Genomic DNA, 12,137 nt, shown 5'->3' with positions numbered 1-12,137 from the left:
GCATCCTGGCAGGCCACTCCACCGTACTCGCGCGGCCACCGACCTGATCACCTGGCCCTTGTATCATCACCCGCTCATGGGGCGCCCGTTGCTGACGTTGTTGCCGTGATGTCGTCAAGGTGAAGCCGGTTTCGGCGGGATAGCCGTCGATGAGGTTGCTGCGGTACTGGATCCGGCGGAGGCCGTGCCGAAGCGTGCTGAACAGTCCACAAGGTTTACCTTGTGGCATCATTGGCGCATGACTGAGATTGCGATCAGCGCGGCCCGTTCCCAGCTCGGGGACCTCGTTCGCCGTGCTGCCCACGGCCGCGAGACCATCGCCCTCACGGACCACGGGCACGTGGCCGCGCTTCTTGTCTCACCGCAGGTGATAGAGGATCTGGAAGACGCCCTGGCTGTCGCGGACTACCAGCGGCGCAAGGCCGAGGGCACTCTCGAACCCGGTATCCCCATGGCAGAGGTACGCAGGCGACTGGGGCTCGAACAGCAGTGACCTACGAAATCACCTTCGAGCCGCACGCCCTCAACTCCGCAGCCCGGTTTCTGGAGGAGGATCCGAGCGGCCTCGCCCTGCTCCTGGACACCATCGACAAACTGGCAGATGATCCGCGGCCGGCAGGGTCGGTTCCGTACGGCACGCCCGACCTTCGCCGTCTCCGTGTCGGTGACTACCGGGTTCTGTATGTCATCGACGACGACGTGATCCGCATTCTTGTCACGCGTCTGGGACGCACCCCCTAGGGCCTGTTCCAAGTTCCGATCACGCTGGTCGGAGGCTGCGGATCCAGATCACCGCACCGCATAGGTGGAGTCCGGCGAGGTAGCTGGTGGCGGCCTGGTCGGCCTTCTCCGGGATGACACCGCGAATGCGGCGTCGCCGCAGGTAAGCGCGGTTGGCGCGGGAGGAGTAGGCCTTGTCCGCGGCGACGGCGCCGGGCCGGGTGCGCGGGCGGCCGACCGGGCCGCGTACCTTGATGCCTTCCAGTACCGGGACGAAGCGGGGGCTGTCAGCCGCCTGTCCCGGGGTGAGGACGAACGACAGCGGCCGGCACCGGCGTTCGGCCGCGAGGTGGGTCTTGGTGGTCAGCACACCTCGGGAACGCCCCAGTTCAGCCGCACGGAGCCGGGCTCTGCGCTGCCGCCGTAAACGCTGCCGCTCCTCACGCACCGCCTCGTCGCCGTCCTCGTCCGGCGAGCTACCGGTGCGCTTTGGCCCTTTCGAGAAGCCCCTTTTCCTCGGTGACGGCCTTCTCCAGCCCGTCCAGCAACTCGGGGTCGACGGCCATCCCCGCCGCGTGATGATGAGCGCGCGCGACCGTGGAATCCACGCTGACCAGGTCGAGATCGACCTGTCCACGGGCCGTCGCCTCGGCGATCATCCCCTCCATCAGTGTCCGGAAGGTCCCGGCCACCCCCCAACGCTGGAAGGCGCCGTAAACGGTCGACCAGGAGCCGTACTCCTGCGGCACGTCCCGCCAGGGGCACCCCGCCCTGAACCGCCACATCACGGCGTTGAACAACCGCCGCAGGTCAGGGACCGGGCCGCGCTCGCCCACCGGCAAGAACGGCTCGACCAACTCCCACTCGGCATCCGAGAGATCACCACGCGCCACCCTCGACAACTACCAAACCCAGCCGCCCGCCACCGGCGAATCCCAAAACCAATGATCCGAACCTGGAACATGCCCTAGCAGCGGCGCCGGCCGGGGCCTTGGCGTCCACGGCTCAACCCAGTCTCTTCGTCAGCGTGTACTCCGTGATCCCCGGCGGATAGTCGGGGATCACGCACACCACCTCGTAGCCGAACCGCCGGTAGAAATCCGGGGCCTGGAAGTCCCAGGTCTCCACGCGGGCCGAGCGGCAGCCGCGTTCGCGGACGGCCGTGCGTTCGGCTCGCGAGAGCAGATGCGAACCGAGGCCCGCTCCCCGGTGCCGTGCGTCGACCCAGAGATACGTGAGGTGGAGCCAGGTCGCCCAGGTGTGGCCGACCAGTCCGCCGACGAGGTCGCCCGCCTCGTCCAGGGCCCACACCTGGAGCGGAAGCTCCCGTTCACCAGGGGTTCCGCGCAGGTTCCGGAGCACCGGCGAAGCCGCGGTGTTGCTGGCGCGCAGTCGGGAACGCAGCAATTGGGTGCGTTCCCTGTCGACTTCTGTCTCCATACGAAACATGCGGCACACCATAAACGCGCCGGCCAACCAGTTCTGCAAATTACCTTCCGCTCCTGCCCCCCGGCCTTACCCTGATGAACAGCACCGGTGGGGGCCGGTGCTGATCAGGGGGCGAGGCAAAGTCGGGTACGACACCCGGAGTGGGGGTAGCGGTTCAGCACGGCGGCGGCCGTGCGGCTGCGACGCCCCGTCCCAGGTGTAAACCGGGGAGCGCTCCGGGCGTCGTACTCGCGCCGGTCGTCGTCCCCCGACCAGTGGGGGTTTCAGTGATTCGCATTCGAGTCCTGGTCGTCGACGACCACCGTATCTTCGCCGAGTCGCTCGCGGCGGCCCTCGCCGCCGAGCCGGACGTCGACGTGTCCGCGGCCGGTAGTGGCCCGGCCGCGTTGCGCTGTCTGGACCGCGCGGCGGCGGAAGGGCGGAAGTTCGATGTGCTTCTGGTCGACGCCGACCTGGGCGGCCATGCGCACGTCCCGGGTATGCGTCCGGCCGCCGTACCCGTACCTGTGCCGGAAGGCAGCGAGGACGGGCTCGTGGACGGCATCTCGCTCGTCGCCGGCGTGCGTTCGGGACAGCCGAGCGTACGGACCGTCGTCCTCGCCGAGAAGGACGATCCGCGCAGGGCCGCGCTCGCCCTGCAGGCGGGGGCGTCCGGGTGGGTCGCCAAGGACTGTTCGCTGTCCCGGCTGCTCACCGTGATCCGCGGGGTGCTGCGCGACGAGACCCATCTGCCGCCCGCGCTGCTCACCGGCGTCCTGCGGGAGCTGACCGCCGCGCGCAAACACCGCACGGAGAGCGAGCGGCTCGTCGAGTCCCTCACTCCGCGTGAGCGGGAAGTGCTTCGGTGCATGGTGGCGGGGCTGGGGCGCAAGGCCGTCGCCGAGCGCCTGTTCCTGTCGCCGCACACCGTCCGCACCCACATGCAGAACGTCCTCGGGAAGCTGGGCGTGCACAGCACCCTCGCCGCCGTGGCGCTCGCCCGCCGGGCGGGAGTCGGGCCCGCCGACCTGGGCCCTGTCGGGCGGATCATGCCGGAGGAAAGCAGCAGCGCCTGATCGGCGCGGCTGCGCCCTGGTGCCCTTAGCCGGGTATGTTGTCGAACGGGGCGGTCAACTGGCGTAGCAGGCCCGCCAGTTCGCCCCGCTGGGCGCGAGACAGCTCGGCCAGGATCGCCCGTTCCTGGTCGAGGAGGCCGGCGAGCGCCTGGTCCGCCCGGTCCTGGCCCTCTTCCGTCAGCCGGACCAGTACGCCCCGGCGGTCACTGGGGTCGGGCAGCCGTTCGACCAGGCCCTTCTTGGTCAGCCGGTCGATACGGTTCGTCATCGTCCCCGAGGTCACGAGCGTCTGCGTGAGCAGCTGACCGGGGGAGAGCTGATACGGGTTCCCGGCACGCCTCAGCGCGGTCAGCACGTCGAACTCCCACGGCTCCAGCTGATGCTCGGCGAACGCCAGCCTGCGCGCGCGGTCGAGATGCCGGGCCAGTCTGCTCACCCGGCTGAGTACTTCCAGCGGCTCCACGTCGAGGTCGGGGCGCTCCCGGCGCCACGCTGCGACCAGCCGATCGACCTCGTCCTCCATGGCGATCAGTGTAGTGGTTGTGTCGATGTGAAGTCTCTTGAGATCGAGATGGTTAGTTTCAAGTCTCTTGATATCAAGCCTATTGACGTCGAGATATCTCGCGTACGAAAGTGGAGGTGCGTCCGGAAGAGTTATGAGGAGGTAGCCCCCATGTCCGCCACAACTCCCCCCACCCCCACCTGGGACCCCCAGCAGTACCTGCGGCACGCCGGTCACCGTGCCCGCGCCTTCGTCGACCTGCTCGCCCACGTCCCCGAACCGCCCACGGAGCACCCCCGCATCGCCGACCTCGGCTGCGGCCCCGGCAACGTCACCCGTCTCCTCGCCGACCGCTGGCCCACCGCGTACATCACGGGGTACGACAACTCGCCGGAGATGCTCGACAGGGCCCACGCCGACCACGAGGGGCCGATTTCGGGCGGTGGCCGCCTCGACTTCGCCGCGGCGGACGTCCGAACGTGGGTGCCCTCGGAGCCGTACGGCCTGATCGTCAGCAACGCCGCCTTCCAGTGGGTGCCCGGGCACCTCGACCGCTTCCCCGCCTGGATCGACGCCCTCGCGCCCGGCGGCACCTTCGCCTTCCAGGTCCCCGGCAACTTCGACTCGCCGAGCCACCGCCTCCTGCGCGAACTCGCCCACTCCGCCCGCTGGCGGGACCGCCTCGGCGGGACCCTCCGCCACGACGACGCGGTCCACGCCCCCGCCGCCTACCTGGCCGCCCTCGCCGATCGCGGCTGCGAGGTCGACGCCTGGGAGACCACGTACGTCCACCTCCTCCAGGGCGAGGACCCGGTCCTCGACTGGGTGAAGGGCACGGGCCTGCGCCCGGTCCTCACCGAACTGGGCCCGGCCGCCGAACCCTTCGTCGCCGAGTACCGTACGGCCCTCCGCGAGGCCTATCCCGCCACCGCCCACGGCACCCCCTTCCCGTTCCGCCGCATCTTCGTCATCGCCCGCAAGGTGGGGGCGGGGCGGTAGGCCGCCGTCGACGCGCGGCCCACAGGGGGGACGACGACCCTGCCTGGTCACCGGCGGTTCTGCGTCGAGGATCCCGTCGGTAATCGGCTGGAGTTCCTGGAGGTGGGCCGAGTCGATGTTGTGCAGAATGTTGATGGCGGACAGATAGGCGCCTACCTTCGCGGTGTTCCTCCCTCCTTCACCCTCGCTCCAGGGAGACCCGCATGTCCCCGTCCCCACCTCCCCACCCCGCCGGGCAGGCCGAACAGGCCGAGCGTGTATGGCAGTTGCGCCGAGTCGCGTTTTCCGGCCTGCTCGGTACGGCGGTCGAGTTCTACGACTTCCTCGTCTACGGAACGGTCGCCGCGCTCGTCTTCGGTGAGCCTGTTCTTCCCCGGCGCCGACCCGGCCGTCGGTACCATCGCGGCGTTCGGGACCTTCGCCGCCGGCTATGTCGCCCGCCCCCTCGGCGGGGTCATCTTCGGGCACTTCGGTGACAGGCTCGGCCGTAAGTCCATGCTCCTGCTCACCATGGGCCTGATGGGTGGCGCCAGCTTCCTCATCGGCCTGCTGCCCACTTACGACGCCATCGGCGTCTGGGCGCCCGTCCTGCTCATCACCCTGCGCGTCGTCCAGGGCATCGCCATCGGCGGTGAATGGGGCGGCGCGACGCTGATGGTCGTCGAGCACGCCGGCGAGAAGCGGCGCGGACTGTGGTCCAGCTTCACGCAGATGGGAGCACCGCTCGGCTCCCTGCTGTCCTCCGTCGTCGTCACCTTCGTCGTCGCCATGCCCCGGGACGAGTTCGCGGCCTGGGGCTGGCGGGTGCCGTTCCTGCTCAGCGTCGTCCTGCTGGGAGTGGGGCTGTTCGTCCGGCTCAAGGTCGTCGAGAGCCCGCTCTTCGCCGAGGTCAAGAAGGACCGTAAGGAGTCGCGGCTGCCGATCGTCGAGGTGCTGCGTCGGCCGCGCGCGGTGATCCTGGCCGCCTGCGTGGGCATCGGCGCCTTCACCGAACAGTCGCTGCTGACCAGCTACCTGATCGCGTACGCCACCGGCATCGGCTATGCCCGGCCGCAGGTGCTCACCGCGCTGACCGTCTCGGCGTCCGTCGCCCTGGTCGTCCTGCCCTGCGCGTCCGCGCTCTCCGACCGGATCGGCCGCCGCCCGGTCGTCCTCGCCGGAGCCCTCGCCTCAGCCGCGCTCGCCTTCCCCGTCCTCGCACTGGTCGACTCGAAGTCGCCCGGCCTGCTCATCCTCGCCGTCGTACTGGGTCACGGCATCGCCCAGTCCGTGATGTACGGGCCGCTGGGCGCGCTGCTCACCGAGATGTTCGGCACCAAGGTCCGCTACACCGGCGCCTCCCTCGGCTACCAGCTCGCCACCCTCATCGGTGCCGGGTTCTCCCCGCTGATCGCCGGGAGTCTGGTGGCGGCCAACGGCGGATCCAGCACGCCGATCTCGCTGCTCGTGTGCGGGGGCGCGGCGATCACCGCCGTGACCGTGTGGTTCGTACGGGAGACGCACCGGGACTCGCTGGGAGGCGTCTCCCTCCGGGAGGGCGCCGTGAAGGAAGAGGTCGTCTCGTAGGCGACGCGCTGAGCTCCGCTCGGGGCGGTCGGGGAACCGCGGGTTGTCGTTCGGCGGCGGCTGGGTGGGGGCCGGTCGCGCGGTTCCCCGAGCCCCTTTCGGGGCGCTGTCGTCGGCCGGCCCTGTGTCCCCACCCCTGACCGCCCCCATACCCTTACCGCTGTGGAGGACGAGATCCTGGACGCCGATGTCGTCGACGCGCCGCAGCCGCGGCCGCAGTCGCTTGTGCTCGCCTTCTTCGGCAACCACGTGCTGGAGCTGGGCGAGGGGGACCTCGGGGTCTATTCGGGGAGCATCATCGATGTGCTGGGGCGGGTCGGCACCGGTGAGCAGGCCGTGCGGTCGACGCTGACGCGGATGGTGAACCGGGGGCTGCTGCGGCGCCAGCGGGAGGGCCGGCGGATGTTCTTCGGGCTGACCCCGCACGCCGGCGACATCCTGCGCGACGGCGGACAGCGGATCTGGCGCGACGGCGCGGTGAACGAGGACTGGGACGGCACCTGGACGCTGCTCGGCTTCTCCCTCCCCGAGTCCTGGCAGCGGCAGAGGCACGATCTGCGCTCCCGGCTCACCTGGTCCGGATTCGGCGCCCTGTACAGCGGGTTGTGGATCGCGCCGGGGCGGGTGGACGTGCGGGAGATCGTCTCCGGGCTCGGGCTGGACGCGCATGTGAAGGTGTTCCACGCGCGGGCCGACGAGTTCACGGACGTCGGGCTGATGATCCGCGAGAGCTGGGACCTGGAGGTCCTGGCCGCGCGGTACGTCGCCTTCGACAAGTGCTGGACCGCCGCCGACCTCGCCGCCGACCCGATCGCGACCCGGCTGCGGCTGGTCGCCGAATGGCTGCGCATCATCCGCACCGACCCCCGGCTGCCCGTACGGCATCTGCCGGAACAGTGGCCCGCGCGGCAGGCCCAGGACACGTTCCGGCGTATCGCGGAGCAGACGGCGGGCCCTGCCGGGCGGATGGCGGCGGAGGTTTTGGAGACCACGCCGCTGCGGTCCGTTCCGCTCGAAAGGCCCCCGCTCGAAAGGCCCCCGCTCGAAAGGCCCCCGCTCGAAAGGCCCCCGCTCGCAAGGCCTTCGCTTGAAAGCTCCCCGCTCGAAAGTCCGTAGCCGAAGCGGAGATTCCTATTCCGGCCCTGTCGGTCCTTGCTGATCCCTGCCGTTTCCTGTCGGTTCCTGCCGCCTCTGGTGCGGGAGTGGCTGATATTGTCCTTTGGCTTTCCTTTGTGCTGGATATATTCTCAGTTCACTTTTTGTTGCCTTCGGCGCGTTGTCGGGGAAGCGGGGGCTGGAGCTGTGACCAGGGGGGATCTGGATCGGTGAACATCTGTTGAGTTGCCTGGCGCGCTTGCCGGGTTTTGTGATGCGCGTCACCTAGGCTTTCTGCCGCCCGGTCGGGATCTCATTGCGCGATGCGCCTGCGTGCGTATCCCTTTCCGTTTTTCCCGGGCCGGTCGATTCGTGCTGCGCCAATTCATTCCTTATTACCGACCACGCATATCGCCGTGCCCGCGCACAGCCCCGACCTGACCGACGGGGCGCGCGGGTGCGATGCCGCCCACGCCCGGGCGGTCTCCAGGGGGAGAGACACGTGAAAATCGCATTTCTGATCAACAACGCCTACGGCATCGGCGGCACCATCCGCTCGACCACCAACCTGTCGGCCGCGTTCGCCGACCGGCACGACGTCGAGGTCGTCAGCGTCCACCGGTCGCGGGCCGAACCGGCGCTGCCGTTCGACCCGCGCGTGCGCCTGACCTCGCTCATCGACCTGCGGGAAGGAGAGCCCGGCTACGAGGGCGAGCACCCGCTCACCAAGCTGCCCGGCACCATGTTCCCGTACAGCGGGGCCACCGGAAACATGCCCTACACCGCACTGCAGGACGAACGCATCGGCGGCTTCCTCGCCCGCACCGACGCCGACGTGGTCATCGCCACCCGCCCCGACCTCAACGGCTACCTCGCCCGCGACGGACGCCGCCGCTATCTGCGCGTCGGCCAGGAACACCTGAGCCTCGACCAGTACCGGGAACCGCTGCGCACCGACCAGAACGAGGCGATCGCCGGCCTCGACGCCTACGTCACCGTCTCCGAGGCCGACGCCGCCCAGTACCGCGCCGCCCTGCCCGACGTCACGACGACCATCGTCTGCGTCCCCAACGGCGTCCACGCCCCCGCCGTCGAACGCTCGTCCCTGGACTCCCGGGTCATCGTCGCCGCCGGCCGGCTCATCCCCATCAAGCGGTACGACCGGCTCGTGAACGCCTTCGCCAAGGTGGCCGCCGAACACCCCGGCTGGACCCTGCGGCTCTACGGGCGCGGTCCCGAGAAGGCGAACCTGCGGGAGCGGATCGACCGGCTCGGGCTGCACGACCGCGTGTTCCTGATGGGAGCGGTCTCACCGATCGAGACCGAGTGGGCCAAGGGTGCCGTAGCAGCCGTCTCCTCCGACATGGAGTCCTTCGGCATGACCATCGTCGAGGCCATGCACTGCGGGGTCCCGGTCGTCGCCACCGACTGCCCGCACGGGCCCGGCGAGATCATCACCGACGGCGAGGACGGCCTCCTCGTCCCGCTCGACGGGGACGTCGACGCCTACGCCGACACACTGAAGCGTGTCGTCGCCGACGAGGCCCTGCGCGAGCGGCTCGGCGCGGGGGCGCTCAAGCGGGCCGACGCCTACGCGCCCGCCGTCATCGCCCGCCGCTACGAAACCCTCTTCGAGGGGCTGGCCAAGTCCCGGCGCCGCCGATGGGACGGCCCGGCCCGGCTGCGACAGCTCGCCCTCGCCGTCCGCCGGCGCCCCGCGACGGCTCCCGCCGAGCCCGAGGGGAGCGCTCCCACACCTCCCGCGCCCACCGCGCACGCCCGCGCGACCGCCGACGGCGTCACCGTGCTGCTCGACCCGGCCGAACTGCCTGCCGGGCCCCTCGACCTCATCGTCCGGCTGCGCCGCGACCCCGGCAAACGGCAGCTCCGGGTGCCGGTGCTGCCGAGCGCCGACGCACCCGACACGGTGGTCCGAGCGACCCTCGACCGGGCCGAGCACACCCTCCCCGAGGGGCGCTGGGACTGCTACGTCGCTCCGCGCGGCACCAACAAGCGGGTACGGCTCGCCGCGCGGTTGGTGGAGCAGGCGGCGCTGGTCGGACGGGAGCCTCAGGTCGATCGGCGGGGGGTGACGGCGTGCATCCCGTATGCGACCGCCGACGGGTTCCTCGCCCTGCGGGCATGGCTGCGGCCGGCGCATGCGGAGGTCGACGCGGTGGAGGTGGGGGAGGGGGCGGTGACCGTGACCGCCACGGTGTACGGCGTCGGCGTGGCCGTCGCCGTGGGGCCGGACGCGAGGGTGCTGGCCGTGTCCCGCGAGGACTCGGCGTACGACTTCTCCGTACCGGTTCACTCCGTGGGGGAGCGGGGGGTGCGGTTCACCGTTCCGTACGGCGAGGTCATGGGGCGGCGGAGTGTCGAACATGATCTGTGGGATCTGCGGCTGGTGCCGGGGGTTGGGGCGGAGGCCGTTCCGGTGGGACGGATCGGTGGGGATGTTGTTGAGCGGCGGAAGACGGATCTTGTGCCCGGGGAGGTGTTCGACCATGCCGAGCGGGGGCGGACTCGGGTGAAGCCGTACTTCACTGTGGGGAACGAGCTGGCGCTCAGCGTGCGGGATGTGGAGGAGGTCGGCTGAAGGGGGGGGGGGGATGCGTTGTCGGGTGCGGGTGCGTCGTGGTTGCTCGCGCAGTTCCCCGCGCCCCTGAAAGCTCCCGGGCGCCCCCATGCTTTTAAGAGCGCGGGGAACTGCGCGACCAGCCCCCCGCACGCGCACCCGACAACGCACCCCACCGCGCTAACTCTTCCGGTGACCGATCAGCCGCGGCTTCTGCTCCAGGCCGTCCAAGCCGTGCCAGGACAGGTTCACCAGGTGCGCCGCGACCTCCGCCTTCTTCGGCCGGCGGACGTCGAGCCACCACTGCCCGGTGAGGGCGACCATGCCGACGAGGGCCTGGGCGTAGAGGGGCGCGAGCTTGGGGTCGAACCCCCGGCTCTTGAACTCGCGGCCGAGGATGTCCTCCACCTGCGTGGCGATGTCGGAGATGAGTGAGGCGAAGGAACCCGTGGACTGGGGGATCGGCGAGTCCCGGACCAGGATGCGGAAGCCGTCCGTGTACTCCTCGATGTAGTCGAGGAGGGCGAACGCGGCCTGTTCGAGCAGCTCGCGGGGATGGCCGGCGGTGAGGGAGCTGGTCACCATGTCGAGCAGGCGCCGCATCTCGCGGTCCACGACGACGGCGTAGAGGCCCTCCTTGCCGCCGAAGTGCTCGTAGACCACCGGCTTGGAGACCCCGGCCTTGGCGGCGATCTCCTCCACCGACGTGCCCTCGAAGCCCTTCGCGGCGAAGAGGGTACGGCCGATCTCCAGCAGTTGCTGACGGCGCTCGGCACCCGTCATCCGGGTGCGGCGCACGCGCCGCGGCTTCTCGTTGCTCGGGGTGCTGCTGGAGTCGGTCGCCACGGCGTCAATCATGCCGCCTCGGCGGGCGCCTTCCGGTGCCGGGAGCCGTCCTCACCCGTCTTGCGCCTGGAATCGATACGCGAGCGTGACGGCCAGCGGACGTCGTAGGCCCACCCGAGCTGTTCGAACCAGCGGATCAGCCGGGCCGAGGAGTCCAGCTGGCCGCGCTCCACGCCGTGCCGGGCGGAGGTGGGGTCCGCGTGGTGGAGGTTGTGCCACGACTCGCCGCACGACAGCACCGCCAGCCACCACACGTTCCCCGAGCGGTCGCGGGACTTGAAGGGGCGCTTGCCGACCGCGTGGCAGATCGAGTTGATCGACCAGGTGACGTGGTGCAGCAGCGCCACCCGGACGAGCGAGCCCCAGAAGAACGCGGTGAACGCGCCCCACCAGGACATCGTCACCAGGCCGCCGATCAGGGGCGGCAGGGCGAGGGAGACGGCCGTCCACAGGATGAACTGGCGGGAGACCGCCCGCAGCGCCCGGTCCTTGATCAGGTCGGGCGCGTACTTCTCCTGCGAGGTCTGCTCCTCGTCGAACAGCCAGCCGATGTGGGCCCACCACAGGCCCTTCAGCAGCGCGGGGAGTGTCTCGCCGAAGCGCCACGGCGAGTGGGGGTCGCCCTCGGCGTCGGAGAACTTGTGGTGCTTGCGGTGGTCGGCCACCCAGCGGACCAGCGGGCCCTCGACGGCCATCGAGCCCGCGATCGCCAAGGCGATCGTCAGCGGACGTCTGGCCTTGAACGAGCCGTGCGTGAAGTGCCGGTGGAAGCCGATCGTGATGCCGTGGCAGCCCAGGTAGTAGAAGAACACCGCCAGGCCGAGATCCAGCCAGCTCACGCCCCAGCCCCAGGCCAGCGGGACGGCCGCGAGCAGGGCCAGGAACGGGACCGTGATGAAGAGGAGCAGCGCGATCTGCTCGATCGAACGCTTCTTCTCACCGCCGAGCGTCGCCGAACCGGTCGCCGTCGGGGCGTCTTCGATCACATCGGAACTTGTGGTCATGGGCGTCCCCTGTGGGGTCGAGGGTGGAGAGTGGGGGGAGGTGCCTGCGGCAACAGGGTGCGAGGGTCACCTGTCGGCTTTCCCTACGGTTCCGTAACCTACGGCATCGTAAGTATGGCAGCGCGGTGCCCGGCGGCAAGAGTCGACCGGTCCCGTGCGTCCAGGTGGACCAGACGGGGCAGAAACGGCCGGGGAAGAAGATGGCACTCAGTGCCGCCGAGTGGGCACCTGTCGACCTGCGCGTTCGGGTGGCCACCTATCCTGGAGTCGTTCGGACAGCGCGGTCCGCTCTGAATCCTGCCCGGATGCCAGGCCCACGAAGC

The 12,137-nt window shown here is 70.1% G+C and carries 10 protein-coding genes and 2 pseudogenes; 7 read left to right on the top strand and 5 right to left on the bottom strand.

Features of this window, described 5'->3' with window-relative positions:
• Positions 1–238 precede the first annotated feature (238 nt).
• Both I8N67_RS35515 and I8N67_RS35510 read left to right on the top strand, forming a co-directional pair.
• A complete protein-coding gene (locus I8N67_RS35515) occupies positions 239–493 on the top strand; it encodes a type II toxin-antitoxin system Phd/YefM family antitoxin (RefSeq protein WP_152169459.1) in 255 nt (84 codons plus the stop codon).
• Complete coding sequence (locus I8N67_RS35510; RefSeq protein WP_200308410.1) at positions 490–741, top strand: type II toxin-antitoxin system RelE family toxin; 252 nt, start codon at positions 490–492, stop codon at positions 739–741. Before I8N67_RS35515 ends, I8N67_RS35510 begins: the two co-directional genes overlap by 4 nt.
• 19 nt (positions 742–760) lie before the next feature.
• On the opposite strand, the pseudogene I8N67_RS35505 reads toward I8N67_RS35510, so the two are convergent.
• Positions 761–1,613: pseudogene (locus tag I8N67_RS35505) on the bottom strand (transposase).
• Positions 1,614–1,725: 112 nt separating this feature from the next.
• Entirely contained in the window at positions 1,726–2,169 is a 444-nt protein-coding gene (locus I8N67_RS35500; RefSeq protein WP_234046800.1) for a GNAT family N-acetyltransferase, read from the bottom strand.
• A 266-nt stretch (positions 2,170–2,435) separates the two neighbouring features.
• On the opposite strand from I8N67_RS35500, the gene I8N67_RS35495 reads away from it, so the two are divergent.
• Positions 2,436–3,224, top strand: coding sequence for a LuxR C-terminal-related transcriptional regulator (locus I8N67_RS35495; protein WP_200308409.1), 789 nt, complete (start codon positions 2,436–2,438; stop codon positions 3,222–3,224).
• 25 nt (positions 3,225–3,249) lie between these two features.
• Here I8N67_RS35495 and I8N67_RS35490 read toward each other — a convergent pair whose 3' ends face one another.
• On the bottom strand, positions 3,250–3,747 hold the full coding sequence (locus I8N67_RS35490; protein WP_200308408.1) for a MarR family winged helix-turn-helix transcriptional regulator: 498 nt from the start codon (positions 3,745–3,747) through the stop codon (positions 3,250–3,252).
• A 150-nt stretch (positions 3,748–3,897) separates the two neighbouring features.
• Here I8N67_RS35490 and I8N67_RS35485 point away from each other — a divergent pair, with 150 nt between their 5' ends.
• The 4 genes and pseudogenes from I8N67_RS35485 (at position 3,898) to I8N67_RS35470 (ending at position 9,985) form a co-directional block, all read left to right on the top strand.
• Positions 3,898–4,725: a trans-aconitate 2-methyltransferase gene (locus I8N67_RS35485; protein WP_200308407.1), complete on the top strand. Its 828-nt coding sequence runs from the start codon at positions 3,898–3,900 to the stop codon at positions 4,723–4,725.
• Positions 4,726–4,928: 203 nt separating this feature from the next.
• Positions 4,929–6,291: pseudogene (locus I8N67_RS35480) on the top strand (MFS transporter).
• Positions 6,292–6,453: 162 nt separating this feature from the next.
• The gene (locus I8N67_RS35475) at positions 6,454–7,407 is read left to right on the top strand and encodes a PaaX family transcriptional regulator (protein WP_307835463.1); all 954 of its coding nucleotides are present in this window, start codon (positions 6,454–6,456) and stop codon (positions 7,405–7,407) included.
• A 481-nt stretch (positions 7,408–7,888) separates the two neighbouring features.
• Positions 7,889–9,985, top strand: a complete 2,097-nt coding sequence (locus I8N67_RS35470; protein ID WP_200308406.1) for a glycosyltransferase family 4 protein — start codon at positions 7,889–7,891, stop codon at positions 9,983–9,985.
• A 159-nt stretch (positions 9,986–10,144) separates the two neighbouring features.
• Here the strand turns inward: I8N67_RS35470 and I8N67_RS35465 are convergent, their stop codons facing one another.
• Together I8N67_RS35465 and I8N67_RS35460 are read right to left on the bottom strand one after the other, a co-directional pair.
• Positions 10,145–10,822 (bottom strand): TetR/AcrR family transcriptional regulator, encoded by a 678-nt coding sequence (locus I8N67_RS35465; RefSeq protein ID WP_200308405.1) that lies wholly within the window; start codon positions 10,820–10,822, stop codon positions 10,145–10,147.
• On the bottom strand, positions 10,819–11,814 hold the full coding sequence (locus I8N67_RS35460; protein ID WP_200308404.1) for an acyl-CoA desaturase: 996 nt from the start codon (positions 11,812–11,814) through the stop codon (positions 10,819–10,821). Before I8N67_RS35460 ends, I8N67_RS35465 begins: the two co-directional genes overlap by 4 nt.
• Positions 11,815–12,137 lie beyond the last annotated feature (323 nt).

The organism is Streptomyces adelaidensis (assembly GCF_016598475.1).
Classification (GTDB): Bacteria; Actinomycetota; Actinomycetes; order Streptomycetales; family Streptomycetaceae; genus Streptomyces; species Streptomyces adelaidensis.
Note: the sequence above shows the minus strand (reverse complement) of the source record. Positions and strands in the feature narration are given on the sequence as shown.

Coding starts and splice junctions, on each gene's coding strand:
- I8N67_RS35485 (WP_200308407.1), top strand. CDS start 3,898: ATGTCCGCCACAACTCCCCCCACCCCCACCTGGGACCCCCAGCAGTAC.
- I8N67_RS35490 (WP_200308408.1), bottom strand. CDS start 3,747: ATGGAGGACGAGGTCGATCGGCTGGTCGCAGCGTGGCGCCGGGAGCGC.
- I8N67_RS35515 (WP_152169459.1), top strand. CDS start 239: ATGACTGAGATTGCGATCAGCGCGGCCCGTTCCCAGCTCGGGGACCTC.
- I8N67_RS35465 (WP_200308405.1), bottom strand. CDS start 10,822: ATGATTGACGCCGTGGCGACCGACTCCAGCAGCACCCCGAGCAACGAG.
- I8N67_RS35460 (WP_200308404.1), bottom strand. CDS start 11,814: ATGACCACAAGTTCCGATGTGATCGAAGACGCCCCGACGGCGACCGGT.
- I8N67_RS35500 (WP_234046800.1), bottom strand. CDS start 2,169: ATGTTTCGTATGGAGACAGAAGTCGACAGGGAACGCACCCAATTGCTG.